The 26,964-nt window shown below is 68.8% G+C and carries 16 protein-coding genes and 8 pseudogenes; 17 read left to right on the top strand and 7 right to left on the bottom strand.

Annotation, left to right across the window (positions count from 1 at the left end):
* Positions 1 to 11 precede the first annotated feature (11 nt).
* The 10 genes and pseudogenes from QIY60_RS19385 (at position 12) to QIY60_RS19345 (ending at position 9,937) form a co-directional block, all read left to right on the top strand.
* Positions 12 to 788, top strand: a complete 777-nt coding sequence (locus QIY60_RS19385; RefSeq protein WP_349253933.1) for an aminotransferase class IV — start codon at positions 12 to 14, stop codon at positions 786 to 788.
* A gap of 143 nt (positions 789 to 931) precedes the next feature.
* Positions 932 to 1,273 carry a hypothetical protein gene (locus QIY60_RS32775; protein WP_349253932.1) on the top strand — a complete coding sequence of 114 codons (342 nt, stop codon included), beginning with the start codon at positions 932 to 934 and terminating at the stop codon, positions 1,271 to 1,273.
* 83 nt (positions 1,274 to 1,356) lie between these two features.
* The gene (locus tag QIY60_RS32770; RefSeq protein WP_349253931.1) at positions 1,357 to 1,497 is read left to right on the top strand and encodes a hypothetical protein; all 141 of its coding nucleotides are present in this window, start codon (positions 1,357 to 1,359) and stop codon (positions 1,495 to 1,497) included.
* A gap of 30 nt (positions 1,498 to 1,527) precedes the next feature.
* Positions 1,528 to 2,213 (top strand): annotated as a pseudogene (locus QIY60_RS19375) (class F sortase).
* Positions 2,214 to 2,431: 218 nt separating this feature from the next.
* Positions 2,432 to 4,951, top strand: a pseudogene (gene nirB, locus QIY60_RS19370) (nitrite reductase large subunit NirB).
* Positions 4,952 to 5,009: 58 nt separating this feature from the next.
* Entirely contained in the window at positions 5,010 to 5,291 is a 282-nt protein-coding gene (locus QIY60_RS19365) for a nitrite reductase (NAD(P)H) small subunit (RefSeq protein ID WP_283143588.1), read from the top strand.
* A 16-nt stretch (positions 5,292 to 5,307) separates the two neighbouring features.
* Positions 5,308 to 5,889: a helix-turn-helix domain-containing protein gene (locus QIY60_RS19360; RefSeq protein WP_283143587.1), complete on the top strand. Its 582-nt coding sequence runs from the start codon at positions 5,308 to 5,310 to the stop codon at positions 5,887 to 5,889.
* Positions 5,890 to 5,962: 73 nt separating this feature from the next.
* Positions 5,963 to 6,725 (top strand): annotated as a pseudogene (locus QIY60_RS19355) (SDR family oxidoreductase).
* 68 nt (positions 6,726 to 6,793) lie between these two features.
* A pseudogene (locus QIY60_RS19350) lies at positions 6,794 to 7,700 on the top strand (oxidoreductase).
* Positions 7,701 to 8,091: 391 nt separating this feature from the next.
* Positions 8,092 to 9,937 (top strand): annotated as a pseudogene (locus QIY60_RS19345) (APC family permease).
* Positions 9,938 to 10,058: 121 nt separating this feature from the next.
* Here the strand turns inward: QIY60_RS19345 and QIY60_RS19340 are convergent.
* The 3 genes and pseudogenes from QIY60_RS19340 to dusB all read right to left on the bottom strand — a co-directional run.
* Positions 10,059 to 11,025: pseudogene (locus QIY60_RS19340) on the bottom strand (winged helix-turn-helix domain-containing protein); the annotation flags it as partial.
* 526 nt (positions 11,026 to 11,551) lie between these two features.
* A pseudogene (gene ppdK / locus QIY60_RS19335) lies at positions 11,552 to 14,274 on the bottom strand (pyruvate, phosphate dikinase).
* 450 nt (positions 14,275 to 14,724) lie between these two features.
* On the bottom strand, positions 14,725 to 15,870 hold the full coding sequence (dusB, locus tag QIY60_RS19330; RefSeq protein ID WP_101388214.1) for a tRNA dihydrouridine synthase DusB: 1,146 nt from the start codon (positions 15,868 to 15,870) through the stop codon (positions 14,725 to 14,727).
* Between the two features lie 64 nt (positions 15,871 to 15,934).
* On the opposite strand from dusB, the gene QIY60_RS19325 reads away from it, so the two are divergent.
* Positions 15,935 to 17,404, top strand: coding sequence for an MFS transporter (locus QIY60_RS19325; RefSeq protein ID WP_283143586.1), 1,470 nt, complete (start codon positions 15,935 to 15,937; stop codon positions 17,402 to 17,404).
* 59 nt (positions 17,405 to 17,463) lie between these two features.
* Here the strand turns inward: QIY60_RS19325 and QIY60_RS19320 are convergent, their stop codons facing one another.
* Complete coding sequence (locus QIY60_RS19320) at positions 17,464 to 18,153, bottom strand: XRE family transcriptional regulator (protein ID WP_283143585.1); 690 nt, start codon at positions 18,151 to 18,153, stop codon at positions 17,464 to 17,466.
* Positions 18,154 to 18,281: 128 nt separating this feature from the next.
* Here QIY60_RS19320 and QIY60_RS19315 point away from each other — a divergent pair, with 128 nt between their 5' ends.
* The 5 genes from QIY60_RS19315 to QIY60_RS19295 all read left to right on the top strand — a co-directional run bounded on the left by QIY60_RS19315 (position 18,282) and on the right by QIY60_RS19295 (position 23,350).
* Positions 18,282 to 19,739 carry a recombinase family protein gene (locus QIY60_RS19315; RefSeq protein WP_283143584.1) on the top strand — a complete coding sequence of 486 codons (1,458 nt, stop codon included), beginning with the start codon at positions 18,282 to 18,284 and terminating at the stop codon, positions 19,737 to 19,739.
* A gap of 143 nt (positions 19,740 to 19,882) precedes the next feature.
* On the top strand, positions 19,883 to 20,107 hold the full coding sequence (locus QIY60_RS19310; RefSeq protein ID WP_283143583.1) for a hypothetical protein: 225 nt from the start codon (positions 19,883 to 19,885) through the stop codon (positions 20,105 to 20,107).
* Positions 20,104 to 21,552 (top strand): phage/plasmid primase, P4 family, encoded by a 1,449-nt coding sequence (locus QIY60_RS19305; protein ID WP_283143582.1) that lies wholly within the window; start codon positions 20,104 to 20,106, stop codon positions 21,550 to 21,552. The genes QIY60_RS19310 and QIY60_RS19305 overlap by 4 nt, the downstream gene beginning before the upstream one ends.
* A gap of 419 nt (positions 21,553 to 21,971) precedes the next feature.
* On the top strand, positions 21,972 to 23,156 hold the full coding sequence (locus QIY60_RS19300; protein WP_283143581.1) for a phage major capsid protein: 1,185 nt from the start codon (positions 21,972 to 21,974) through the stop codon (positions 23,154 to 23,156).
* A 14-nt stretch (positions 23,157 to 23,170) separates the two neighbouring features.
* Positions 23,171 to 23,350: a hypothetical protein gene (locus tag QIY60_RS19295; RefSeq protein ID WP_283143580.1), complete on the top strand. Its 180-nt coding sequence runs from the start codon at positions 23,171 to 23,173 to the stop codon at positions 23,348 to 23,350.
* Positions 23,351 to 24,108: 758 nt separating this feature from the next.
* On the opposite strand, the gene QIY60_RS19290 is transcribed toward QIY60_RS19295, so the two are convergent.
* Positions 24,109 to 24,309 carry a DUF397 domain-containing protein gene (locus tag QIY60_RS19290; protein WP_283143579.1) on the bottom strand — a complete coding sequence of 67 codons (201 nt, stop codon included), beginning with the start codon at positions 24,307 to 24,309 and terminating at the stop codon, positions 24,109 to 24,111.
* A complete protein-coding gene (locus QIY60_RS19285; protein ID WP_283143578.1) occupies positions 24,306 to 25,127 on the bottom strand; it encodes a helix-turn-helix transcriptional regulator in 822 nt (273 codons plus the stop codon). Before QIY60_RS19285 ends, QIY60_RS19290 begins: the two co-directional genes overlap by 4 nt.
* Before the next feature lie 558 nt (positions 25,128 to 25,685).
* Here QIY60_RS19285 and QIY60_RS19280 point away from each other — a divergent pair.
* Positions 25,686 to 25,910, top strand: a complete 225-nt coding sequence (locus tag QIY60_RS19280) for a hypothetical protein (RefSeq protein ID WP_283143577.1) — start codon at positions 25,686 to 25,688, stop codon at positions 25,908 to 25,910.
* 816 nt (positions 25,911 to 26,726) lie between these two features.
* On the opposite strand, the pseudogene QIY60_RS19275 reads toward QIY60_RS19280, so the two are convergent.
* Positions 26,727 to 26,951 (bottom strand): annotated as a pseudogene (locus tag QIY60_RS19275) (XRE family transcriptional regulator); the annotation flags it as partial.
* Positions 26,952 to 26,964: the final 13 nt, after the last annotated feature.

The following is a 26,964-nucleotide window of genomic DNA, read 5'->3' as shown; positions in this document are numbered from 1 at the left end:
ACGGTGGGCCCATGACGACTGCCTACGCCGAGATCAACGGCCGCCCCGCCGACGCGGAGAACCTCCGCATCCCCGCCCTGACCGGCGCGTACGGCCATTTCACCGCGATGCAGGTACGCGGCGGGCGGGTGCGCGGGCTCGCCTTGCACCTGGCGCGGCTCGACGCGGCGACCCGCGAGCTGTTCGGCCCCCCTCGACGGCGAGCGGGTCCGCGCGCTGGTCCGACAGGCCCTCAAAGCGACCGGCGCCGAGGACGCGGCGGTGCGCGTCTACGTGTACGGGCCGGACGAGGACCCCAGCGTCATGGTGACCGTACGGCCGCCGCTGGACATGTCGCCGGAGCCGCAGCGCCTGCTCTCCGTGCCGTACGAGCGGCCGGTCGCCCACGTCAAGCACCTCGGCGGCTTCGGCCAGGCCTACTACGGCCGGGTCGCCGCCCGCGAGGCTACACGGAGGCGCTCCTGACCGGTCCCGGCGGGGAGATCGCCGAGGGGGCGATCACCAACATCGCCTTCTGGGACGGGAGTTCGGTGGTGTGGCCGGACCGCCCGGCGCTGCTCGGCACGACCATGGCGCTGGTCGAGTCCCGGCTGCCGGGGTACGGCACGGCCACGGTCCGCCGCCCGGTCACCCTGGGCGGTCTCGGCGCGTACCGGGCGGCCTTCGTCACCAACTCGCAGGGCATCGCACCGGTGGCCGGGATCGACGACACCGCGTTCGCCGTGGACGCGGAGCTGATGGAGACGGTGTGGCGGCTGTACGCGGAGGTGCCCTGGGACGCGGTCTGAGGGGACGCGGTGCGCGGCGGGCGCGCGAACGGGTGACGCCCGCGCCGCCGCCGTCACCCTTTCGCCCCCGCCGGGGCGCGGGCGGCCGCGCGGGCCACTTACCTCGGAGGGAGAAGCAAGGCACCCCGCTCCCCGGAGGACCCATGCGTACTGCCCGCCTGCTGACCGGTTCCGCGCTCGCGGCCGCCCTGCTGGGCCTCGGCGGCGCACCCGCGTACGCCAACGACTTCGGCGGCGCGGGCCTGCAGGTCTGGCCGTCGTCGGCCGCGCCGGGCGCCACCGTCACCGTGAACACGACCGCGTGCGGCCGCGACGGCCATGCCACCGGGGACGCGCGGGCGGTGGGCGACGGGGAGTTCCCGCTCACCGCCTCCACCCGCAAGGACGTGCTAGCCGGACAGTTCACCGTGCCCCGCACCGCCAAGTCCAGGACCTTCGAACTCACGGTGACCTGCGACAACGGCAAGTCCGCCCGGGGGATCTGACGATCGCGGGCGGCGGCGGGAAGACCGACTGGGACCGGGGCGACCTCCACGACACCGGTGGGCACAGCGAGCCCAAGGGCCATGTGAAGACCGGCCTCGGCGGCAGCGCGACCACCTCCAACCGGACCGAGATCGCGGCCGGTGCGGCCGTCCTGGCCGTCACCGCCGTCACCGGCGGTCTGCTGCTGCGCCGCCGGGTCGACGGCCCGCAGGACCAGGGCTGACCGCTCTTGTCGACGCGCTCGGCCCAGGCGCTGCGGGACGCCCAGGCCGCCCGGCGGCGCAACGGCTGGCTGCTGTGCATCGCCGTGTGCGTCGGGGTCTGGCTGCTGCGGCAGGGCACCGGGACGACCGAGCCGCCGCAGCCGTCGCGGGCGGAGTCGTTCACGAGCACGGAGTCGTTCACGGGCGCGGCGAGCAGCGCCCGCCCTGCCCCGCGCGCGTGGGTGAAGCCCAGGCCGGCGGCGCCCTCGCGGGGGCGCCCTGCCGCCCTCCGAGCCGGTACGCGTGCGGATCCCGGCGATCCGGGTGGACGCGCCGGTGATCCGGCTCGGCCTGGCCCAGGACGGCAGCCTGGAGGTGCCGCCGCCGGGCCGCAGCGGGTCCGCCGGGTGGTACGAGGACGGCACCGCGCCGGGGGCCGACGGCACGGCCGTGATGGCCGGGCACGTCGACGACGCGCGCGGCCTGCCGTCTTCTACGCGCTGGGCGCGCGAAGAAGGGCAGCCGCATCGAGGTGGCCCGCGCGGACCGGCGCACGGCCGTCTTCACCGTCGACGCGGTCGAGGTGTACCCGAACGACGCCTTCCCCGACCGGCGCGTGTACGGCCCGGCCGGGCGCCCCGAGCTGCGCGTGATCACCTGCGGCGGCGGCTTCACCGAGAAGTCGGGCTACCGGGGGAACGTGGTGGTCTTCGCCCATCTGACCGGCGCGGCGTGAAGCGCCGGGGGCGGCCGTCGGCTCACGGCTGCCCCGAGCCCGTCTCCAGAACACTCACAGAGGTCCCTCCGCGGGGCTGAGCGGGCCGTTGCGCCGGGAAACCGGTCAGATCCGACCGGGAAACAGCCGCCTTGCAGGCTGCGGTCATGGGTTCGGACACCGTGACGACAGGCCCTGGCCCCCGCCGCACCCGCTCATCCACGACGGAGGGTTCCCACATGACCACACCCGCGCCCTCGGCCGCGGCCCGCACGATCGTCGTGGTCGGCCACGGCATGGTCGGCCAGCGGTTCCTGGAGGCCCTGGCCGAGAAGGGGGCCACCGACCACGCCCGCGTGGTGGTGCTCGGCGAGGAGCCCCGGCCCGCCTACGACCGGGTCCACCTCACCTCGTACTTCACCGGCACCACACCCGCCGAACTCTCCATGGTGGAGGACGGGTTCATCGAGAAGTACGGCATCGAGCTGCACCTCGGCGACCCGGCGCGGGCGTGGACCGGGCCGCCCGCACGGTCACCGCGCGCTCGGGGCGCGTCTTCGCGTACGACGTCCTGGTGCTCGCCACCGGCTCGTACCCCTTCGTGCCGCCGGTGCCCGGCAAGGACCTGGCGGGCTGTTTCGTCTACCGGACCATCGAGGACCTGCTCGCCATCGAGGAGTACGCCGCACCGCGACCACCGGCGCGGTGGTCGGCAGCAGGCTGCTCGACCTGGAGGCGGCGCGCTCCAGGGGCTCGGACTGGCCACGCACATCGTGGAGTTCGCGCCCCGGCTGATGCCCGCCCAGGTCGACGCCGGCGGCGGCGCGGCCCTCCTTCGCACCATCGAGAACATGGGCCTGTCGGTCCACACCGGCGTCGGCACCCAGGAGATCACCGGCGAGCGGGCCGTGGACGGCATGCTCCTGTCCGACGGCTCCCGCCTCGACACCGACCTCGTCGTCTTCTCGGCCGGGGTGCGCCCGCGCGACCAACTGGCCCGCGACTGCGGTCTGACGGTCGGCGAGCGCGGCGGCATCGTGGTCGACGAGCGGTGCCGCACCTCCGACCCGGCCGTCTACGCGATCGGCGAGTGCGCGCTGGCCTGCGACGGAAAGGTGTACGGCCTGGTCGCGCCCGGATACGAGATGGCGGTGGCGGTCGCCGACACCCTCGCCAGCGGCGGGGAGCGGCCGGAGAAGTCCTTCACCGGCGCCGACATGTCCACCAAGCTGAAGCTGCTCGGCGTGGACGTCGCCTCCTTCGGGGACGCGCACGGCACCGCCGAGGGCAGCCTCGACGTCGTCTACACGGACGCCCGTTCGGGCATCTACAAGAAGCTGGTCGTCTCCCCCGACGGCACCCTGCTCGGCGGCGTCCTGGTGGGCGACGCCGAGATGTACGGCACGCTGCGCCCGCTCACCGGCCACGTCCCGCCGATCCCCGCCGAGCAGCTGGTGCTGCCCGCGGGCCTCGGCGCGCCCGTCGCCCTGGGCCCGGAGGCGCTGCCCGACGACGCGGTGATCTGCTCCTGCCACAACGTCACCAAGGGCGCGATCACCCCGCTCGGCTCGCTGCCCGAGGTCAAGAAGTGCACCAGGGCCGGTACGGGCTGCGGCAGTTGCCTCAAGACCCGAGAGAAGCTGCTGCCGAAGACCGGCGACGGCGGCCTGTGCGACTGCTTCGCCCGCACCCGCCAGGAGCTGTACGAGATCGCGCTCGCGCTGCGGGTCCGCTCGTACCAGCAGCTCCTGGACGAGCACGGGCGCCCGGCCGCGCGCGGCGGCGACGGCTGCGAGATCTGCAAGCCCGCCGTCGCCTCCATCCTGGCGAGCCTCGGCGGCGGCCACATCCTCGACGGCGAGCAGGCCGCGCTCCAGGACACCAACGACCACTTCCTCGCCAACATCCAGCGCAACGGCTCGTACTCGATCGTACCGCGCATCCCCGGCGGCGAGATCACCCCCGACAAGCTGATCGTCATCGGCGAAGTGGCCCGCGACCACGACCTCTACACGAAGATCACCGGCGGCCAGCGCATCGACCTCTTCGGCGCGCGGGTCGACCAGCTCCCGGTGATCTGGGCGCGTCTGGTGGCCGCCGGGTTCGAGTCGGGCCACGCGTACGGCAAGTCGCTGCGCACGGTGAAGTCGTGCGTGGGACGAACCTGGTGCCGCTACGGAGTGCAGGACTCGGTGAAGATGGCGATCGACCTGGAGCTGCGCTACGGGGCCTGCGCTCCCGCACAAGCTGAAGGCGGCGGTCTCGGGGTGCGCCCGCGAGTGCGCGGAGGCCCAGTCCAAGGACTTCGGCGTGATCGCCACGGCCAGCAGCTGGAACCTGTACGTGGGCGGCAACGGCGGGCGACCCGCGCCACGCGGACCTGCTGGCCCAGGACCTGACAGATGACGAACTTGTCCGTCTGATCGACGATTCCTCATGTTCTACATCCGCACCGCCGACCGCCTGGAGCGGACCTCGGTGTGGCTGGAGCAGATCGAGGGCGGCCTCCAGCACGTCAAGGACGTGGTGGTCGACGACTCGCTCGGCATCTGCGACGAGCTGGAGGCGCTGATGGCCGGCCATGTCTCCGCGTACCGCGACGAGTGGGCCGAGACGGTCGAGGACCCCGAGCGCCTCGCCCAGTTCGTCTCCTTCGTCAACGCGCCCGGCACGCCCGACCCCACGGTGCGGTTCGTGCCGGAGCGCGGCCGATCAAGCCCGAACTGCCGGTCCTGGCCCTGGAGGTGGCCGCGCGATGAACGACGCCACGGCGAACGACGGCATCCGGCTCCGGCTGGACGACGGCTGGTTCGAGGTGTGCGAGCGCGCGCGGCTCATCCCGGGCCGGGGGTCGCCGCGCTGCTGCCCGACGGGCGCCAGGCGGCGGTCTTCACCGACCGCACCGGGCGCGCGTACGCGATCGACAACCGCGACCAGTTCACCGGCGCGTACGTCATGTCGCGCGGGCTGCTCGGCTCGGCGCACGGCCGGGCCTTCGTCGTCTCCCCGCTGCTCAAGCAGCGCTTCGACCTGGAGACGGGCCGGTGCCTGGACGACGAAGAGGTCTCCGTCCAGACATCGACCGACCATTCCAGATAGCCGTACTGTCGTCCTCGTGGCCAGGACCAAGGAATTCGATCCGGACGCCGCGCTCCAGTCGGCCATGACGCTGTTCTGGCGGCGCGGCTCCGAGGCGACGTCGATGGCGGACCTCGTCGAGTACCTCGGCATCGGTCGCGCCAGCATCTGCGCGACCTTCGGCAACAAGCACGAGCTGTATCTGAAGGCGCTCGACCGGTACGGCGAGACGTACAGCGCGATCCTGTTCCGCGAGCTGTCGGCGCCCGGCCCGGCGCTGCCCGCGGTGCGCGCCGTGGTCCGCCGCTTCGCCGCCGAGTCGGCGGCGAAGGAAACCCGTCTGACCGGCTGCTTCGTCACCAACACCGCCGCCGAGGTGGGGGCGCACGACACCGCCGCGGCCCGCCTGGTCGAGCACGCCTGGGAGCAGCTGGAGACGCTGCTGCACGCCGCGCTCGTACGGGCCGGGGCCAGGAGAACTGCCGCTGGAGCGCGACCGCGCGCGCTGGCGCGGCTGTTCCTGGCGTTCATGCAGGGCATGCGGGTGATGGGCAAGGTGTCCGACGACCCGGCCAGGCTGCGGGAGGCGGCGGAGGCCGCACTGACGCTGCTGGACTGAAACAAGCCGCTTGTGGGGCGCCCCACGAGGCGGTTTCCCTCATACCTTCATAACAGAACGATTGGTCAAGAAAATGTCTGCTCGCTTCACCGACAAGACCGTTCTCGTCACCGGCGCCGGATCCGGCATAGGCCGGGCGATCGCGCTCGCCTTCGCCGCCGAGGGGGCGCGGGTGGCGGTCGCCGGACGTACCGCTTCCCCCTCGACGAGACCGTGGCGCTGATCGAGGAGGCGGGCAGGGCGGCGGCGGCGTTCACGGCGGACGTGTCCCGCGCCGAGGACGTGCGCGCCCTGGTGGCGTCCGCCGTCGACCGGTTCGGCTCGCTCGACGTCGCCGTCAACAACGCCGGGGTGCTGCGCGGCAAGGGCGGCGCGGCCCTCGCGGACCTGGCGCCCGAGGACTGGCAGGCCATGCTCGACATCAACCTCACCGGCGTCTTCCTCGCCCTCCAGGCCGAGGTCGCCCAGATGCGCACCCAGGAGCACGGCGGCGCGATCGTCAACGTCGGCTCCAACCTCGGCGCCTACAAGCGGATCCCGGGCGCGGCCGGGTACCCCCAGGCCGCGGTCTCCGCGCCGACCGGGCCGCCGCCCTCGACCACATCCAGGACGGCATCCGCATCAACGCCGTCAGCCCCGGCGCCTCCGCCACCACGATGTCGCTGCGCGCGGGCGGGGCGGAGGCCGAGCGCGTGGTGCGGATGAAGACGGAGTCGCCGCTGGGCCGGGTCTCGACCACCGCCGAGATCGCGGCGGCGGTCCTCTATCTGGCCTCGGACGACGCGGCGTCGGCGGTGGGCACGGACCTGGTGATCGACGGCGGCTCGGCGGCCTGACCCCTAGGGTCTGTGGCCCCCTGCTGTCCGGACCTACCGGACGGTACGGTGGGCCGCATGACTCAGGGCTGGAGCGCGAGGACATCCCCGACCAGAGCGGCCGTACGGCGGTCGTCACCGGGGCGAACAGCGGCATCGGACTCGTCACGGCACGCGAACTGGCCCGCAAGGGCGCGCACGTGATCCTGGCGTGCCGGAGCGAGGCGCGGGGCAAGGAGGCGGAGGCGCTGATCAGCCGTCAGGTATACGGAGCGAACGTGGAGTCGCACCACTGGACCTGGCAGACCTGTCCTCGATACGCGGCTTCGCCGAATCGTTTCAGCACGCCCACCTGGACCTGCTGATCAACAACGCGGGCGTGATGGCGCTGCCGTACGGCAAGACGGCGGACGGCTTCGAGCGGCAGTTCGGGGTGAACCACCTGGGCCACTTCGCGCTGACGGGCCTGCTCCTGTCCCGGCTGCGGGCGGCTCCGGCGGCGCGGGTGGTCTCGGTCTCCAGCGGTCTGCACGCCCTCTCCAACATCGACCTCACCGACCTCAACAGCGAGCGCCGCTGCCGCCGCTGGATCGCGTACGCCCGCTCGAAGACGGCCAACCTCCTGTTCGTCCACGAGCTGGCCCGCCAGTTGCGGTCGGCGGGCTCGGCCGTGGTGGCCGCGGCCGCGCACCCCGGTTACGCCTCGACCAACCTCCAGACGGCCGGTGCCCGCATGGAGGGCCGCCGCGCCGCCGAACGCCTGGCGGAACTCGGCAACCGCCTCCGGCCCAGCCGGCCGAGTCCGGCGCCCTCCCCACCCTGTACGCCGCCACGGCCCCGTCCGTCCGCCCCGACTCCTTCACGGGCCCCCGCCTCCAGGGCTGGCGCGGCGCCCCCACGAGATCGGCCCGAGCGAAGTGGACCCTGGACGACGCGACGGGGGAACGCCTGTGGGTGGCATCTGAGCAGCTGACGGGGGTGCGGTACGGGTTGTAATTCCCGGGGTTGCGCCCCCGGATCCCCCGTTTGCCTGCGGACCGTCTGTGGCTGGTCGCGCAGTTCCCCGCGCCCCTAAAGGGGCACGGCAGCTCCAGCCCCGGGCGTTTGAGGAGCTGGTGCGAACCCTCTAGCCCCTCCGGCCCCTGAGGAGCGGAGCTCCCTAAGGGGCGCGGGGAACTGCGCGACCAGCCACAGACGGTCCGCAGACGAACGGGGCCGGGGGGCGTAGCCCTCGGGAGAGCCACCTCCCCCACCCACCCCCGAGGGTTTGGGGAAGGGGCGGGGGGGCTCCTCCCCCGTTAAGACCCCGTATGGAACCCACCCCCACCCGACAAGGCCCCGCCAATAAGCCCGGCAAGCCGGGCAGGCGCGGCGGACGATCAGGGGCATGCTGATCAAGTCGTCGATCCGGGCCGCCGACCCCGCGGCCGAGGAACCCCCGGAGCCGAACCCGGAGCCGACCGCCACCGCCTCACCGCGACCAGGGCCTCGCCGCCCTCTCCCTCGACGCCATGGCCTCCGTCGCGTACGGCCGGGAGGCCATCGTGCTGGTGCTGGCCGCCGCCGGGTCGTACGGGCTCGGATTCACCCTGCCCGTGACGCTCGCCATCGCCGCCTTGCTAGCCGTGCTCGTCGCCTCGTACCGCCAGGTCATCGCCGCGTTCCCGAACGGCGGCGGCTCGCACGCGGTGGCCCGCGCCCACCTCGGCCCCCGCACCGACCTGGTCGCCGCGGCCTCGCTGATCCTCGACTACGTACTGAACGTCGCCGTCTCCGTCACCGCCGGCGTCGCCGCGCTGACCTCCGCCTTCCCCGGCCTCTACGACGACCGGCTCCCCATCTGCCTGGGCGTCCTCGTCCTCGTCACCGCCGTGAACCTGCGCGGCATCGTCGAGTCCGCCAAGGCGTTCCTCGTGCCCACGGTCGTCTTCGTCGGCTCGATCCTGGCGATCGTCGTGGCCGGGCTCTTCCGCGACGGACCGGTCTCCACGGAGGCGGCCGACAGGCACGCCTCGGTGCTGACCGGCAACGCCACCAGCGTCGGCGCGCTGCTCCTGCTCAAGGCGTTCGCCTCCGGCTGCTCGGCGCTGACCGGCGTCGAGGCCGTCGCCAACGCCGTGCCGTCCTTCCGCGCCCCGGCCGCCAAGCGCGCCCAGCGCACCGAGGTCGCCCTCGGCGCCCTGCTCGGCGTGATGCTCATCGGGCTCTCGGTGCTCATCGGGCGCTTCCACCTCCAGCCGGTCGACGGCGTCACCGTCCTCGCCCAGCTCGCGGACGCCTCCCTCGGCCACAACTGGGCGTTCTACGTCGTCCAGTTCGCCACCGTCGTCCTGCTCGCGCTCGCCGCCAACACCTCCTTCGGCGGACTGCCCGTCCTCATGTCGCTGCTCGCCCGCGACAACTACCTGCCGCACGTCTTCGGCCTGAAGGCGGACCGCCAGGTGCACCGCCACGGCGTCCTCGCGCTCGCCACCGTCTCCGGCGCGCTCCTCGTCTTCTCGGGCGGCGACACCAACACCCTCGTACCGCTCTTCGCGATCGGCGTCTTCGTCGGGTTCACCATCTGCCAGACCGGCATGGTGCTGCACTGGCGGCGCGAGCGGTCCGAGCGCTGGCGCGCCAAGGCCGCGCTCAACGGCTTCGGCGCCCTGCTGACCGGGGTGAGCGCGGTCGTCGTCACCGCGACCAAGTTCACCGACGGCGCCTGGCTCGTCGCGATCGCGCTGCCGCTGCTCGTGTTCGTCTTCGAGGCGGTGCACCGGGCGTACGGCAGGATCAGCGAGCGCATCGGCCTCGGCCGCGTCCAGGAGCCGCCGCACCGCGACCGCTCCCTGGTCATCGTGCCGGTGTCCCATCTGTCCCGGCTCACCGGCGACGCGCTGAACGCGGCCGTGTCCCTGGGCGACGAGGTGCGGGCCGTCACCGTCACCCACCCCGACGAGGAGGACCGCCGGGCCACCGAGGCGCTGCGCCGCGACTGGCAACTGTGGAACCCGGGCGTGGAGCTGGTCGAACTGCACTCGCCGCACCGCACGGTGGGCCGCCCGGTCGCCGCGTACGTGGACCGTGTGCACCGCTACCACCCCAACACCCGGGTGACCGTGCTGATACCGGAGGTCGAGCCCGCCCACGTTCGGCAGCGGCTGCTCCAGAACCAGCGCGGCTCGGTCCTCGCGCACGCGGTGCGGCGCGACACGGACGCGGTGATCTGCCGTCTGCGGTTCCGGCTCTGACGGCGGCCCGGGCGGCAGCCGGAACCCACCGAGGACCCGCCGGGGAGCGGTGTTTCCGGCCACCCCCGGAGAGCCCCCGTACGCCCTACATCGTCGCCGGGGCGGGACGCTCCGCCATCACCGGCTGGCCGCCCCGCAGCAGCGCCGTCCCCAGCGGGGTCAGCGTGTGCAGCACCGCGCTCCCGTGCCGCAGGGTCACCAGCAGGCCGGCCTCCCGCAGGACGCCGGCGTGCTGGCTGGCCGAGGCGAGCGACACCCCGCCCGGCGGGCGAGTTCGCTCGTCGTGCAGCCGTGGCCTATCGACTGGAGCACCGCCGAGCGGGTGTGCCCGACGAGGCGGCCGAGGGTGGGCCGGGCGCGGTGCCCGCGCTCTGCCCCTCGTACGGCGTGTGCGTGTGCGTCACCGGATAGACCAGCACCGGCGGCAGCAGCGGGTCCTGGAGCGCCACCGGCGTACGGCGGCAGAAGAAGGACGGCTGCAGCAGCAGTCCGCGGCCCACCAGGTACAGGTCCCGGTCCACCGGGTAGTCCGCCTCCAGGACGGGGGCCCCAGCGCATCATCGGCGGGAGCGAGGCGAGGAGTTCGTCCGCCCCGCCGTCGAGGAGCGCGCGGCCGCGGGCGGCCCGGTCGGCGTCGACGCGGTTGGATGTGCGTCCAGTACGGCGAGATGGCGGCCCGGTGGTAGCTGCGCAGCACGCACAGAGACGATCCATCGGCTCGCTGCCGCCCTCGGCGAGCGCCCGCAGCCATCTGGGCAGCCCCCGGGGCCCCGCGACCCGGAAGAGCTCGTCGTAGAGCCGGTCCTGTCCCGTCTCGCGCACGGCCTCGAGCCCTGACTCGATGGTGTGCGGCCCTTCGGCGGGCGTGAGAAAGTCAGGGAAATAGCCGCGGCCCGGCACCACTGCGGAGAGCAGACGTGTTTCACCGTTCAACCGGGTACGCGTTTCCGTTCGCCATTCACCGAAGACAGGGCGCCCCGACGGTCTCTTAATCGATGAAAGCTGAGAATCGTTTCCCACAGCGCGTCCGGACCAGGCGCCATGCGCACCCCGGCCAGGTCCACGCCAGTGAAATGAATACGCAGCACCGAATCTCCACCTGTCTCGAATGTTGCAACATGTTGCATCGTGTTGCATCCGCAATCGTCCCGCCCCTGAGTATGCCTACCGTCACAGGCCGTGACCACCGGCCTTTCAGCCACGCGTGAAAGGCATCGCGAGCAGCCCGCGCATACCGAAAAGCTGTACGACGTCGGGCACGACACCGGGCCAACCGGAAAGACGTTGTGAGGACCGTGGGGGCTTTGCTTCGTCTGGCGGCGGTCGGCAAGGTGGCGGCTCCGTGCCCGGCGGGGATGACAGAGTGCGGTTCGCGGATGGGGATCCGTGAACCGCACTCTGCATTTAGCCAAGGCGCCGTTAAATGTCCGCACTTCAACAGGAATTAAGCGGACGCACACCCAGAAAACATCTGCGCGCGGCCCTAACAAGGGACGAAGGGCACGCGGACACGCGGAAGGGCGGCACCCCCACAGGGTGCCGCTCCTTCTGTGGATCCGGAGCCGCCACCGGATCGGTGTTGAGGGTCGGGGACCCGGTGGCGGCTCCGGGGTCTTATCGCGAGTCGCTGCCCTTCGACTCGGCCGCCGCGCGGCCCGCCTCCAGGCGCGCCACCGGGATGCGGAACGGGGAGCAGGAGACGTAGTCCAGGCCCACCTCGTGGAAGAAGTGCACCGACTCCGGGTCGCCGCCGTGCTCGCCGCAGACGCCGAGCTTGAGGTCCGGGCGGGTGGCCCGGCCGACCTGGACGGCGGAGCGCACCAGCGAGCCGACGCCGTCCTTGTCGATGGTCTCGAACGGCGAGACCCGAAGATGCCCTTCTCCAGGTACGCGGTGAAGAAGCTCGCCTCCACGTCGTCCCCCGAGAAGCCCCAGACCGTCTGCGTCAGGTCGTTGGTGCCGAAGCTGAAGAACTGGGCCGCCTCGGCGATCTGGCCCGCCGTCAGGGCGGCGCGCGGGAGCTCGATCATCGTGCCGATGGTGAGCTTGAGGTCGGTGCCGGTGGCCGCCTCGACCTCGGCGATGACCTGGTCGGCCTCCTCGCGGACGATCTCCAGCTCCTGGACCGTGCCGACCAGCGGAATCATGATCTCCGCACGCGGGTCGCCCTTGGCGTTGCGGCGCTCGGCCGCGGCCTCCGCGATGGCCCGCACCTGCATGGCGAACAGACCCGGGATGACCAGGCCGAGGCGTACGCCGCGCAGACCCAGCATCGGGTTCTGCTCGTGCAGCTTGTGCACGGCCTGGAGCAGGCGCAGGTCGTTCTCGTTGGCGTCCTTGCGGGACTCGGCGAGCGCGACGCGGACCGACAGCTCGGTGATGTCGGGCAGGAACTCGTGCAGCGGCGGGTCGAGCAGCCGTACCGTCACCGGCAGGCCGTCCATCGCCTCGAAGAGCTCGACGAAGTCCTTCTTCTGGAGCAGCAGCAAGGCGCTGAGTGCCGTCTCGCGCTCCTCGTCGGTGTCGGCGAGAATGAGGCGCTCGACCATCTCGCGGCGCTCGCCGAGGAACATGTGCTCGGTGCGGCACAGGCCGATGCCCTGGGCACCGAACCGCCGCGCCCGCAGGGCGTCTTCGGCGTTGTCGGCGTTGGCCCGTACGCGCAGCCGGCGTACCCGGTCCGCGTACGCCATGATCCAGTGCACGGCCGCGACCAGCTCGTCGGCGTCGTCGGCGCCCGCGTGCATCCGGCCCTCGAAGTACTCGACGACCGGCGACGGCACGACCGGGACCTCACCGAGGTACACCTTGCCGGTGGAGCCGTCGATGGAGACGACGTCGCCCTCCTCGATGACGATCCCGCCCGGGGCCGTCATCCGGCGCCGCTTGGTGTCGACTTCGAGCTCCTCGGCGCCGCACACACAGGTCTTGCCCATGCCGCGCGCCACGACCGCGGCGTGCGAGGTCTTGCCGCCGCGCGAGGTCAGGATGCCCTCGGCGGCGATCATGCCGTCCAGGTCGTCCGGGTTGGTCTCGCGGCGGATCAGGATGACCTTCTCGCCCGAGCGGGACCACTTGATCGCGGTGTACGAGTCGAAGACCGCCTTGCCGACCGCGGCGCCCGGGGACGCGGCGATGCCGCGGCCGAGCTGCTCGACCTTGGCCTGGTCGTCGAAGCGCGGGAACATCAGCTGGGCCAGCTGGGCGCCGTTGACGCGCTGGAGCGCCTCGGCCTCGTCGATCAGGCCCTGGTCCACCAGCTGGGTCGCGATCCGGAAGGCGGCGCCGGCGGTGCGCTTGCCGACCCGGGTCTGGAGCATCCAGAGCTGGCCGCGCTCGATGGTGAACTCGATGTCGCAGAGGTCCTTGTAGTGGGTCTCAAGGGTCTCCATGATCTGCATGAGCTGGTCGTACGACTTCTTGTCGATCGACTCCAGCTCGGCCAGCGGCACGGTGTTGCGGATGCCCGCGACGACGTCCTCGCCCTGGGCGTTCTGCAGGTAGTCGCCGTAGACGCCCTGGTGGCCGGAGGCGGGGTCGCGGGTGAAGGCGACGCCGGTGCCCGAGTCGGGGCCCAGGTTGCCGAACACCATCGAGCAGATGTTGACGGCGGTGCCCAGGTCGCCGGGGATGCGCTCCTGGCGGCGGTAGAGCTTGGCGCGGTCGCCGTTCCACGACTCGAAGACCGCCTTGACCGCGAGGTCCATCTGCTCGCGCGGGTCCTGCGGGAAGTCGCGTCCGACCTCGGTCTTGACGACCTTCTTGAAGTGCTTGACCAGCTTCTTCAGGTCGGCGGCGTCGAGGTCGGTGTCGACGGTGACCTTCTTGGCGGCCTTGGCCTCGTCGAGGGCGTTCTCGAAGAGCTCGCCGTCCACGCCGAGCACGGTCTTGCCGAACATCTGGATGAGGCGGCGGTAGGAGTCCCAGGCGAAGCGCTCGTCGCCGGACTGCTTGGCCAGACCGGTCACCGAGGCGTCCGAGAGCCCGATGTTGAGGACGGTGTCCATCATGCCGGGCATGGAGAACTTGGCGCCCGAGCGCACGGAGACGAGCAGCGGGTCGTCGGCCTGGCCGAGCTTCTTGCCCATCGTCTGCTCAAGGGCGTCGAGGTGTGCGCTGACCTCGTCGCGCAGCGCGGCCGGCCCCTCGCCGCTGTCGAGGTAGACCTTGCACGCCTCGGTGGTGATGGTGAAGCCGGGAGGAACCGGCAGGCCGAGGTTGGTCATCTCGGCGAGGTTCGCGCCCTTTCCACCGAGCAGGTCCTTGAGGTCCCTGTTCCCTTCGGTGAAGTCGTAGACGAACTTCTGGCTGTGCTGGAGGTCTTTGTCTTCCGACACGGGTCTCGACTCCTCGACGACTCGGTGGCTGCCCTGACGGCGAGGAACATACCCAGATCGAAGGTGTCTGGGTACGTCCACTTGCGCGTCATGGGGCCTTAACCACTCGTCCGCCAGCAGATCGAAAGTAACCAGGGTGTAACCGGGGCGATCTTGATGTGTTCACTTCCTGAACTCGGATTGACCAGAAACCCCGATTTTTCGCTCATCCGAGCGTGCATCTGTGCAAGTGAGTTCACTTCTTGAACATAGAATGGGTGGCACTCAGTGCCACCCATTCTAGAGATGCAGTCGCCTTGAAACCGCTCATCTGAGCGCAACCCCTATCAGGGGTGGCGAGAATCACGCCGCCGGACGGGCCGGAATTCCACGATCCGACCCTGGATCACGCCAACGCGAGACGGCGGAACCGCGTCCCGGTTCCGCCGTTTCCGACCAGTTGATACGGTTTTACCCGCCGGAGGTGTCCAGCTCGGCGTCCGCGCTGACGCCCGAGCAGTCGTACGGGTCCTTGAGCCAGCCGTCCGGCAGGACCACCCGGTTGTTGCCCGAGGTGCGCCCGCGCGGGCCGTCCGCGCCGTCCGGCCACGCCTGGTCCAGGTCGAGCTCGCTCAACTGAGCGCTCAGCTCGTCCAGGGACGAGGTGATCGCCAGCCGCTTGCGCATCTCCGAGCCGACCGCGAACCCCTTGAGGTACCAGGCCACGTGCTTGCGGAAGTCGATCACACCGCGCGACTCGTCGCCGATCCACTCGCCGAGCAGCGTCGCGTGCCGCACCATCACGTCCGCGACGGTGCGCAGGGTGGGGCGCGCATAGGAGTCCGTACCCTCGAACGCGGCCACCAGGTCGCCGAAGAGCCAGGGGCGGCCGAGGCAGCCGCGGCCCACGACCACGCCGTCGCAGCCGGTCTCCTTCATCATCCGCAGCGCGTCCTCGGCGGACCAGATGTCGCCGTTGCCGAGCACCGGGATCTCCGGGACGTGCTCCTTCAGACGCGCGATGGCGTCCCAGTCGGCGGTGCCGCCGTAGTGCTGGGCGGCGGTGCGGCCGTGCAGCGCTATCGCGGTGACGCCCTCCTCGACGGCGATGCGCCCGGCGTCCAGATACGTGATGTGGTCGTCGTCGATGCCCTTGCGCATCTTCATGGTGACCGGCAGGTCTCCCGCGTTGGAGACCGCCTCGTTGAGGATGGCGCGCAGCAGCGGCCGCTTGTAGGGCAGGGCCGATCCCCCGCCCTTCCGCGTCACCTTGGGGACCGGGCAGCCGAAGTTCAGGTCGATGTGGTCGGCCAGGTCCTCGTCGACGATCATCCGGACCGCCTTGCCGACGGTGACCGGGTCGACGCCGTACAGCTGGATCGAGCGGGGCGTCTCCGTCTCGTCGAAGTGGATCAGCTGCATGGTCTTCTCGTTGCGCTCGACCAGCGCCCGCGTCGTGATCATCTCGCTCACGAACAGCCCCTTGCCCCCGCTGAACTCGCGGCACAGGGTACGGAACGGGGCATTGGTGATGCCGGCCATGGGCGCCAGCACCACCGGAGGCTGCACGGCATGCGGGCCGATGTTGAGCGTGGTCATTCCGCCATTGTCTCGCATCGCGACGGTCATTAGTTAGCCGTACTACATGGACCAGGTCGTTAGTTAGGCGTACTATCCACGCATGTCCGACCTCAGCCCCCGGCGCCGCATACTCGTGCTGGCGATCTGCTGCATGAGTCTGCTGATCGTCGGCCTCGACAACACGATCCTGAACGTGGCGCTGCCGACCATGCAGCGCGAACTGCACACCACGGTCTCCGGGATGCAGTGGACGATCGACGCGTACACGCTCGTCCTCGCCTCCCTGCTGATGCTCTCCGGCTCGACGGCCGACCGGATCGGCCGCCGCCGGGTCTTCATGGCGGGCCTGATCGTCTTCACCCTCGGCTCGCTGCTCTGCTCGCTCGCCCCGAACCTCTCCTCCCTGGTCGCCTTCCGCACGGTCCAGGCGGTCGGCGGCTCGATGCTCAACCCGGTGGCGATGTCGATCATCACCAACACCTTCACGGACCCGCGCGAACGCGCCCGCGCCATCGGCGTGTGGAGCGGCGTCGTCGGGATCTCCATGGCGGCGGGCCCGATCGTCGGCGGCCTCCTGGTCGACTCGGTCGGCTGGCGCTCGATCTTCTGGATCAACCTGCCGGTGGGCCTGGCCGCGCTCCTGCTGACCTGGCGGTACGTGCCCGAGTCCCGCGCGCCGAAGCCGCGCCGCCCCGACCCCGTGGGCCAGCTCCTGGTCGTGGCGCTGCTCGGCTCCCTGACGTACGCGATCATCGAGGCGCCGAGCGCGGGCTGGACGTCGGCGCGGATCCTGTTCTTCTGCGCGCTCACGGCCGCGGCCCTCACCGGCCTCCTGCTCTACGAGCCCAGGCGCCGCGAACCGCTGATCGACCTGCGGTTCTTCCGCAGCGTGCCGTTCAGCGGGGCGACGGTGATCGCGGTCTCGGCGTTCGCCGCGCTCGGCGGCTTCCTCTTCGTCAACACGCTCTACCTGCAGAACGTACGCGGCCTGGACGCCCTGCACGCCGGGCTCTACATGGTGCCGATGGCGGCCGTCACCCTGGTCGTGGCACCGCTGTCGGGACGCCTGGTCGCGAGCCGGGGGCCACGGCCGTCGCTGCTGATCGCGGGCGTGGCGATGGCCGCGAGCGGGCTGGTGTTCGCGGCGTTCCGGGGCGAGTCGTCGACGCCGCTGCTCTTCACCGGGTACGTCCTGTTCGGCCTCGGCTTCGGCATGGTCAACTCCCCCATCACCAACACGGCGGTCTCCGGAATGCCCCGCGCCCAGGCGGGCGTCGCGGCGGCGGTGGCCTCCACCAGCCGCCAGACGGGCCAGACGCTGGGCGTCGCCGTGATCGGCGCGGTCCTCGCGGGCGGCCTGTCCGGCGCGGCCACGGGCGGCTACGCCGACGCCTTCCCGGACGCGGCCCGCCCGGCCTGGTGGATCATCACCGGCTGCGGCCTGGCCGTCCTCGTCATGGGAGCGGCCACGAGCGGCCGCCGGGCCCGTGAGTCGGCGCGACGGACGGCCGAGCGGTGGGAAGCGGAGACGGAAGTGGTGGGGGTGGGGGCGGGGGCGGGGGTCTCGTAACGGCGACCGCGTCTACGCGCGCGTGGGCGCGGTCGCGGCCCCACGCGCGCGTGGATCCCCTACGCCGGTGCGCCCTCCGGGACGGACATCTCCAGCAGCCGCTCAAGCCCCGCCCTCGATGCGGCGTCCAGCGGGACGTACGTCACCAGGCGCGGGCCCGAGGACGGGCCCAGCCACAGGTTGGTGTGCTCCAGGTGCAGCAGGCCCACATGGGCGTTGCGGATGTACTTCTCGCGGCCGCTCTGGTCGACCACCTCGTGGCGGGCCCAGATCTCGCGGAACTCGGGCGAGCCGTTCTCCAGCCGGTTCAGGAGCGTCTTCCAGGCGGGCTCGGCCAGGTGCTCGGCCATGGAGGCGCGGAACTTGGCGGCCATCATCCGGTTGACGTCCGGCAGGTCGGCGACCGCCGCGCGCCAGTCGTCGTTGGTGAAGGCCAGCCACATGCAGTTGCGGTCCTCGGGCGGCAGCGCGTCCAGGTCGCAGAGCAGCCTGGCGTACGTGCGGTTGTACGCCAGGATGTCGTACCGGCTGTTCTGGATGCAGGCGGGCAGCGGCTCCAGCTGGTCCAGCATCGCGCGCATCGACGGCGTCACCGTCGGGCAGGGCGCGTCGGGGTTCGGGTCGCTCGCACCCGCGAGGGCGAAGAGGTGGGTGCGCTCGCTGCGGTCCATCAGCAGGGCGTGCGCCAGCGCGTCCAGGACCTGTGCGGAGACCTGGATCTCCCGGGCCTGCTCCAGGGAACTGATCACCGCCTAGGACACCATGTATCCGGTGGGGTGCCCTACTCCAACGAACGGGACACCCCTTGGGATACAGGCCGTCCTAGGCCGTTCCCTGGAGCTGCGCCGTGCGTGTCGACCTTCCCACCCAAGCGAGCATGGACAACCCGACCACGTTCCGCACCCGTCCCGCGCCCGCCAAGATCGCCCCCGTCCGCGCTGAGCTGGCGTTCAGCCTCCGACTGTCCCGCGCCTCTGACGAGTCTTCCTCGTTCGACGTCCAGCTACGCGCCTGCCGCCTCAAAGCTGAAGCTCTGGGCTTCGACGAGGAAACGATCGCTCACGCTTCCGCCAACGCCTACGTCGACGATGGGGTGAGTGGCGGGTCCAAGCTGGAATCGCGAAAAAAGGGCATGGCCCGGATCATGGCGGACCGGCCGAAGGTCGTCATCGCGTGGAAAATGGACCGATTCGCCCGCAGTGTCCGGGAGTTCCAGAAACTGATGGACTGGGCAGACGGCAACAGTGTCCGGCTGGTCACGTCCGACAACCTGTTGGACTCCACCGACAAGAGCGGCACAGGACGGCTGATCGCCACGATCATCGCGGCCGTCGCCGAATGGGAACTGGGCATAATAACGGACCGGTCCGAGTCCGCTCACGAGGAACGCCGGACACAGGGCCGGTGGATCTCGGGTAAGGCCCCTTGGCCCTACAGGCTCGAACGGCGCGATGGTAAGGCGTACTTGGCTGAGGATCCCGAGGCGTTTGAGCTGTGCCGCAAGCAGATAGACGCGCTTCTCGCTGGTGGGAAGGGTGGCACGTTGGCCGCCACGTCCAAGCCTCTGCCGATCGGCCGTTACCAGTGGCGGAAGCTCCTTCGCAGTGTGGTCCTGCGTGGCTGGCGGAACCACAACGGGGAGCTGGTCACCGAAGCAGACGGCGTCACACCTGTCCAGTTCGGCCCGGAGGTCATCGACGCGACAAAGGCCCAGCGAGTGAAGGACCGGTTGAAGGAGCTTGAGGCCGGGGAGCGCGCCGAACGCAGTGACGCGCCATGGTTGGCCGGGTTCGTCGGGTGCTACTGCGGCACTAAGTACAACGGCGGGCTCTCCTCCCGGAAGCGACCCCTCTATAAGGGGGCGTGCGGCCACGGATCGATCATGGCCGATCGGGTTGAACCCCTCGTTTACGAGCGATTTCGGGAAGAGCGCGGGGACCAGCCCTTGTACCAAGTGACGTACTCGGGAGGCGTTGACAACAGCGGAGAGCTCGCCGACTTGGCCGAGGCCCGTAAGCGCGTCACGGAAGCACTGGCGAAGGTGAACGGCCCCGCCGTGGAAACCCTCGCGGCCAAACTTAACGAGGTAGAGGCCACGTACGCCCGTCTGAGCGCCGAGCACGATCCCAAGGTGACCGAGACGTGGGTCAAGACGGATACGCAGATGTGGGAGGCATGGGACAGCGCCACGGACGACGAACGGCGCGTGATGCTCGCCAACGCGGGGTGCCGCATCGTCGTGTATCCGGCGAACCATCCTGGCGGGCGGATCTCCATCACGTGGCACAAGACCAACCGGCCTGCCGAGAGTGACGACTTCGAGACCGCTGCATAGCCCCGCACGAGAAGAGCCCTGTTTCTGCCCTGACCGGCGGGAGCAGGGTTTTTTCATGCCCTCATTATTTCAACGGGTTTCGACCTTTCCACGTACTTGGGAGGAGGAAGCAGCAAGGATCCCCCCTGAGAGGAACCCGAGAAATGACCGAAGCAGAAAAGCAGCGCGCCCGCGTAGATGCACTCATTGTGTGGGTTGAGGAACAAATAGAGCTGTTGAACTACTACGGGGTCGGGGCGCTGGCCGCCGACCAACTGATATTTCCCGACCCGCACCGAACGGCCGACGCCCCCGAAAGCACACCGCGACGAGACCGAAACTCCCGTAACACCGCCGCCGCACTCGCATTCCTGGAGAACGACAAGTGACCTTCGACGACAGCTATTGGGTACGACAGCGCGAACTACTCAGCGTTGACCCCGAGGTTCGGCACGTGAACTTTGCGCGGTTCGTCGCCGATCAGTGCGGGCACGAATTGCGGCACGTACAGCACGTCGGTTGGTACCGCTGGAACGGCCGTATCTGGGAAGCGACCGGCGATGACGGGGCGGCCATGCAGGCTGTCACGGACGGCGCAAAGGCCCTCATGCGGCGCGGTGTCGAGAACTCTGCCGACATGGGCTGGGCAGCAGCGGCAGCGAACAAGATGCTCGTCAACCATCAGCGGCGCGCCATGGTCGCTGAAATGGCCGTCCTACCCCAACTCCGCGCGACCGTCGATGAACTCGACTCACAGCAGCATCTACTAACGTTCCAGAATGGCACAGTTGATCTCCGCAGTGGTCAACTCAAGCCTCACAATCCCGCCGACATGCTCACGCAGTGCACCAATGTCGATTACACACCCGACGCCGAATGCCCGCGCTGGCTCCGATTCGTAGAAGAAATCTTCCCCGCCGACGAGGAACTACAGCGGTACTACCAAACCTTTCTCGGAATGGCGATTACCGGCGAAGTCCGTGACCATGCCCTAGGCGTCTGGTACGGCGAACATGGCCGGAACGGCAAGGGCACCACCATTCGCACCATGCAAAAGGTGTTCGGGCACGACGTAGTGCACGAAGTACCATTCACCATCTTTGAGAACATGCGCGGGCAGGCCGTCCACACCGAGCAGATTGCAGCACTACGAGGAAAGCGGCTCGTTGTCGCACAGGAAGGCAACCAGGGTGTGCCAATGAATACGGCGCTACTCAAGAACCTGTCCGGCGGAGACCGAATCAGCACCCGGCACCTTCACGGCAAGGTGTTCTCATTCGACCCCACATTTACGATCGTCCTCGCAACCAACTACCTACCCGAATTCGGCTCGGGCGGTGCTGCACTGTGGGCGCGCACAAAGGCAGTCCTCTTCGGGCAGTCCTTTGCCGACCGGCGCGACCCCGACCTAGAGCCGACCATTCAGGGACCGGAACGGGAAGGCGTAGCCGCATGGATTGTTGCGGGCGCACGCCGCTACTACAGCGAGGGACTACGCGACCCGCTGAGCGTCGTTGCAGCGACCGAGCACCACAAGGACGAGGTAGACCCACTCAAGCCGCTTATCGGGGAGGTCTTCAACTACGACGGAGACAGCGAGGTAAGGCGATCTGACTTCAACCGGGAGCTAAGGGACTGGCGCGAGGATAACGGCGACAAGTCCGCCAAGTTCTCGCCGAGCAATGTCAAGAATCATCTCAAGACGAACGGCGTCACCGAGGTTCAGCGCAAGGGCAAGGGCTGGATGTACAGCGGGATTTACCTGCTTTCTGATCCGCCCTCGCACCTAGCCGAGCCGTATGGCCCCGGCATTCTCGACCAGACGCAGCGCTGACAGCGGAAAGGCTGCTTTAGCAGGTGAGTGGTCATAGATTTCTGTGTCCCTGTAGGTTCTTTCCATATACGTATAGGGGGAATCTACAGGTCACAACAAATCTATGACCCCCTCGCTTGCGCGCTTCCCGCTGTCTGCGGCCCGCCAGACCTGCCAGGGTCGCCATGATCGATGACCGTCCTTCACGCTGCCTGCCAGCGGTAGTCAGACGGCGCCAGAGGAGCGGCCTAGAGGATGGTTGAGTGTTGGAGTGTAGGTAGAAAACACCTCTACACATCTCTATAGAGAACTCTTAAGGATAAGCAGGATCGGGCTTCTTCATCTGCACTCGACACGGGGCGCTGCTTCCGGCGCCGAGGGGGGTTCCGACCTTTCCTCTCACTATGTTGACGGGGGGCCATAAGGGGTTTCCCTCGCATGTGAGCGGGAAGTCCTTTTTGAACCACGCAGATATAGCAATAACCGCTTTCGCTGCTCGTGACGAAGCAACGCGCAAGCTCAAGGCGCTGACCGATGGCGCCATAAGTCGCTCGCTGACTCCGGGCGAACGCAAGCGGGAAAAGGAACTGATTGGTGATATAGCCGAACACGACGCGTCCGCGAAGCGTCACATGATCGCCGCTGCCACTGAGGCATCCGCGATGCGGGCACATTCCCCGCTTGACACTCTGGGCACCACGCGGGGCTCGGGGGCTGCTGAGGACCGTAAGGCCACCCCGGGCGAGCTCATGGCACGCTCGCTGGAAACGGCCCGGGGCATCACGACCACGGGCACGGGTAAAGCATTCTCGCCCGAGCAGACGGCCGCACAGTTCGTTGACCTGCTGGCGCCTCAGTCTGTCGTAATGGAAAGTGGTGTTTCGCGGGTTAACACGGCCAGCGAGACGTATTCGTTCCCAGTGGTGCGCTCGGATTTCTCCGCTGGTTTCATCGGTGAACTCGATGACCTCCCGACGGGCGGTTTCGGTGCCGACCCGCTCAAGGTTACGCCGAAGAAGGTTGCGGCCGCCGACCTGATCGCCAACGAGCTTGTGCAGGATGGGGGCTCAGGTTTCCTCAATCCCATGGCAAAGTCGCTTATGCGGTCTGTGGCGCTGGGTTTTGACCGTGAAGCCCTAGTGGGTACCGGCGCCGGGAAGGGGTTCGTGGGAATTTCCAAGACGCCGGGAATCCAGGCGCACGCCGTGACGGGCGGGCTAAAGGACCTTGATCCGTTCATTGCTGCTTTCGGGAAGCTTGAAGCGGCTCACGCAGAGGCTACCGCCGTTGTAATGCACCCGAAGACTTGGGCTGGGCTGATGGCTCTGCGTGAGACTACCGGATCTCTCAAGCCTCTTCTTAGCGAGTCGGCCGGGGCGCCCACGTCGAACATCAAGCGGGCAATTCTCGGGGTCAATGTATGGCTGTCATCGTTCCTGCCTGAGAACGAGATTCTGACGTACGAGGCTGAGCAGATTTTCGCCGTATTCCGAAAGGATGCCGGGTTTCAGACATCTGATCAGTACGGCTTCCTCAAAGACGGCATGGCCGTGCGCGCGATTGCTCGTGCTGCTATCGCCGTGCCGAACGTATCCGCCGTTTGCAAGATTACCGTTACCGCATAGAGGAGATTCATCGAATGACTACTACCATTGAGAACAAGCCGACCGTAAACGTTCGCATGATCGGCCGCCTTACCTTCGGCCCGACTAGCCGTTACGGTATTCCGGCGCGAGTGCTGGAGATGGGCGAGACCTACCGACTGTCGGCGCGTGAGGCTGCATGGCTCGTCGACATCGACATGGCTGAACTCGCCTGACTGCGTTGATAGTTGAGCTACTTGCCGGGGTCTCCATCGACGGGGCCCCGGCAGGGACTGGCATGCGTGTGAGTGTTCCCTCGGATCTCGCCGACTACCTGACCGGGCGAGGCTGGGCACGTGCCGCCGCAAGCCCTCATCACGTAGGCAACGGCCGTCACCTCCTGGCCCTGCGTGCACATCGCATGCCGAGCATTGATACCGCGCCAAGCGAATGGCCGACATGGGCACGGCCAGCGTGGACGAGACCAGACGGGCGCATCGCCCTGAGTGGCGACAATCGCCCGTGGACTCCCGTGCGCTGCCCGACCTGTTCCGTGTGTGGCTACATGCTAAACGAGCGATTGCCTGATGATTGTCAGCGTGACTTGCAATCGGATGCTCGACTATTGGAGTGTCGACGCTGCCGGAAATCCTGATCGGGTAGGGGTGAGCCGGTCGAAAGCTCCTGGCCGTATCCGCTCCCGACCCTGGCAACAGCTTTCCGTACGCACCCTGGGTGTCCGCTCGTTTTTTAGGTGGCCGACCCTTGTGATTGCTGGCCAAACCCCGGTTTAGACCCGCGCGAAAGGCGCCTATTGATGGGCGAATGAGGCCCCAAAGGAGGGGTAAACCAGCGTCAATCCACGCACCGTTGCACTGAACCCGCCCCCGGTTGCTGGCCCTCGTCAAGTCGGCCGCCGGGGGCTTTAGTCGCATCCGGTACAAGGAAGCCCCGCTGCTCAGAAAGGAGAGCAACGGGGCCGGTAGAGGATAGGTCAGTTCTTGAGGCTGTCCACGAACGACTGCCAAGCGGCCGACGAGGGGGCAAGCTGGGGGCCGTTGGGGCGCTTGCTGTCGCGGACCGGCACGGCGTTGAGGGTGGCGGACGCGGGAGACCATTCGACGCAGTCGCCGCCCTGTCCGTCGCTGTAGGACGACTTGACCCATGTCATCCCCGGGCCGTGGGTGCTGCTCATGTGCGGTACTCCTCAATAATCTTGGCAATCAGGCGTACAGATCGAGCGGGGGGTTCCGCCTCCGCGCAAAGCCGCTCGAAAACCGCCGTCCAGTGGCGTACGTCTTCAACCGCATCGGTTATGTGGCCACGCCCGGCCGACTCCGCGTAGTGGTAGGTCGTGTCCCCGCCCATGGACAGCAGCGTAAACGGAAGCCCCGAGGCTGGCACAGCGGCTTGAAACGGGTACACCTGCACCGTTACGTGTGGGACCTCAGCTAGCGCCACGAGGTATTCAAGTTGGCCCGCCATGACGGTGGATGAGCCCACGATCATTCGCAGCGCCGCTTCGTGGACGACTAGCCATACCAGTGGGGGCAACGGTCGTTCGAGGATCTTGCGCCGCTTCATGCGCTCCTCGACCCGCGCCGCGATGTGCTCTGGCGCCTCGTGAGGATGTGCGCCACGGAAGGCGGCGTTGGCATAGGCGGGTGTCTGCACTAGCCCCGTCAAGAAGGTTGTCGCGTACCCCCTGATCTTGGCCGCTTGGGGTTCGAGTGTCAGGAACGGCGCAAACCACGAGGGCGAGACGCCGTCCACCATCCGCTCAAAGCTGCGGCCGATCATGCCACCCGTACCGAAGACGCGATCGCACCCCTCCACAAAGCGTGGACTTGGCTTGACCTTCCCGGCTTCCACCTTGCTCACGTACGACTCGCTGTAGCCAACGGCCAGCCCGAGAGCCTTCATGGTGATCCCCCGAGCCTCCCGGAGCTTGGCTAGATCCCTGCCGAAGACTTGAAGCGGATTCATAGCCTGCGGCTCTAACTCGTCACTCACGCTCACAACCTCCCACGATGCACCGTAGTCCAACTGTCATACCAGGAAGCCAACTTGAAGACTGGCGTTCAAGTCGCTCAAGTTGAGTGGCGAGGTGGTTCGCTAGCTACGAACGATCGAATCTCACGCTGAGAGAGGCACCCCCATGCCTAGATCACGTCAGCCAACTGCCGGACCTGCCCCAGAGCTCAGCCGTGCGGCTCAGGTCGACGTGGCCGAACTGGTCGCGCGCATAAGGGAGTTCGGCCCCTGGGGACTGCTGGCGTGGCGTCCGCGCGGCGGATTCGCCCACCGGGACACCGTGGACCTTCGAGCCGTTGAGGCCGGACTCAGGCGGAAGCTGTGAGCGCCCCTCAGGCGGCCCGGCAGCCCGTGCCCCTGATCAAGGTCGGGACCACCGTCTACGACACGGCCACGGGCCGCACAGGACGCGTGATGGACCTCCCGTGGGCGCCGCGCGTCGTGCTCCGCCCACTCAAGGGGGGCCGGGAATGGTGGGCCGACTCTCGAACCCTTCGCCCCCACGCCAACACCACTGAAACCAAGGGGAACTGACCCATGCCCATGGACATGCAGGAATGGCGCGACAGCAACGCCACAGCCGACGACGCCGCCAACGCGTTCCGCGAAATGCTGAGACTGGCGGACGCACCGGACCGGACGATCAACAGCATCCGAGGCGCGGCTACCCATCGGGGCGACGCTGTGGTGTACGTGGGCCACTTGCCCGCTGACGTGGTAGAGCGGCTGGCCGAGCGCGTGCGGTTGGCGGTGACGCCGTGAGCGTCTTAAAGGATCTCTGCCTCGCCGCTGGCGGTGCACTCATGCTGATGATGATCAGCGGAACCGCTGGCGCGTATGTCGGCATGGCGTTCATGACCCGCTGACACCTGAACCCCCGCGCCTCTTGATCGATCTCGGCGCGGTATGGCCCGACCCTATGGCCCCTGTGCTCTTCCTTCCGGGGCTGTCGGGCCAGCGATGGGCCCCGGCTGTCAGAGTCGAGACTGACGGCCGGGACCCGTTGTAACTCAGACTCCGCCCCTGCCAACGCCGAACCACCATTTTTCCTCGGACCACGGCAGGGGCGGGCACAACCCCCGTCCCATTCGGGGCAGACGGCACAACACCGATTCCCATTCGGACAGAAGGGCAGAACTATATGAGTACGCCCAACCCGAACCCTCAGCCCCAGCCGGTGTGCCCGCGCTGCAAGCAGTACCACTGTTCTTGTCCGCAACTGTAGGAGGATGGGGGCATGCAGCTACCCGAGGTCACGGAGCACCAGTGCACGAACTGCGGAAACGCGGTGAAAGGGCTCTTCGGTCGCTGGTCGTGCCCCGAGTGCAAGACAAGCTCGCCGTACATCGAGCCGCCCGAGGAGTACACGGCCCAGCTCGTGAACACTCCCTTCCGGGCAGGCGAGCGACCACACCACGTCTGCGGTGAAGTGCACTGCGTGTGCCCGAGGCTCGACGCTCCGCGTCGCCGGAAGTGAGCCATGCGTAACGGCCCCGCTCGAACTGTCCCTCAAGGCAGCCGGGCGGGGCTTCCGGCTGTCTAGGCGAACGGCACCCGGTACGTATCCCAAGGGGTGTACCGTTCCAGCCAGGTGTACCAGGTGACGCCGACGGCGGAGAGGTGGGCGACCTCCTCGCGGCGCAGCCCGGGGGTGCGCCGGCGGCGGCCGTGCGGCAGGCCGACCTGCTCGGGCGTGATGCGCTCGCGGCGGCTGCGCAGGAACTCCGCCAGCTCGTGCCTGCGGACGTCGGACTCCGGGGCCACAGTGGTCATGGAACCAGGATGCCGCTCCGCCCACCCCATTGCCAGGTAGTGC

It is taken from the genome of Streptomyces sp. BPTC-684, from assembly GCF_030028635.1.
Taxonomy (GTDB): Bacteria; Actinomycetota; Actinomycetes; order Streptomycetales; family Streptomycetaceae; genus Streptomyces; species Streptomyces noboritoensis.
Note: the sequence above shows the minus strand (reverse complement) of the source record. Positions and strands in the feature narration are given on the sequence as shown.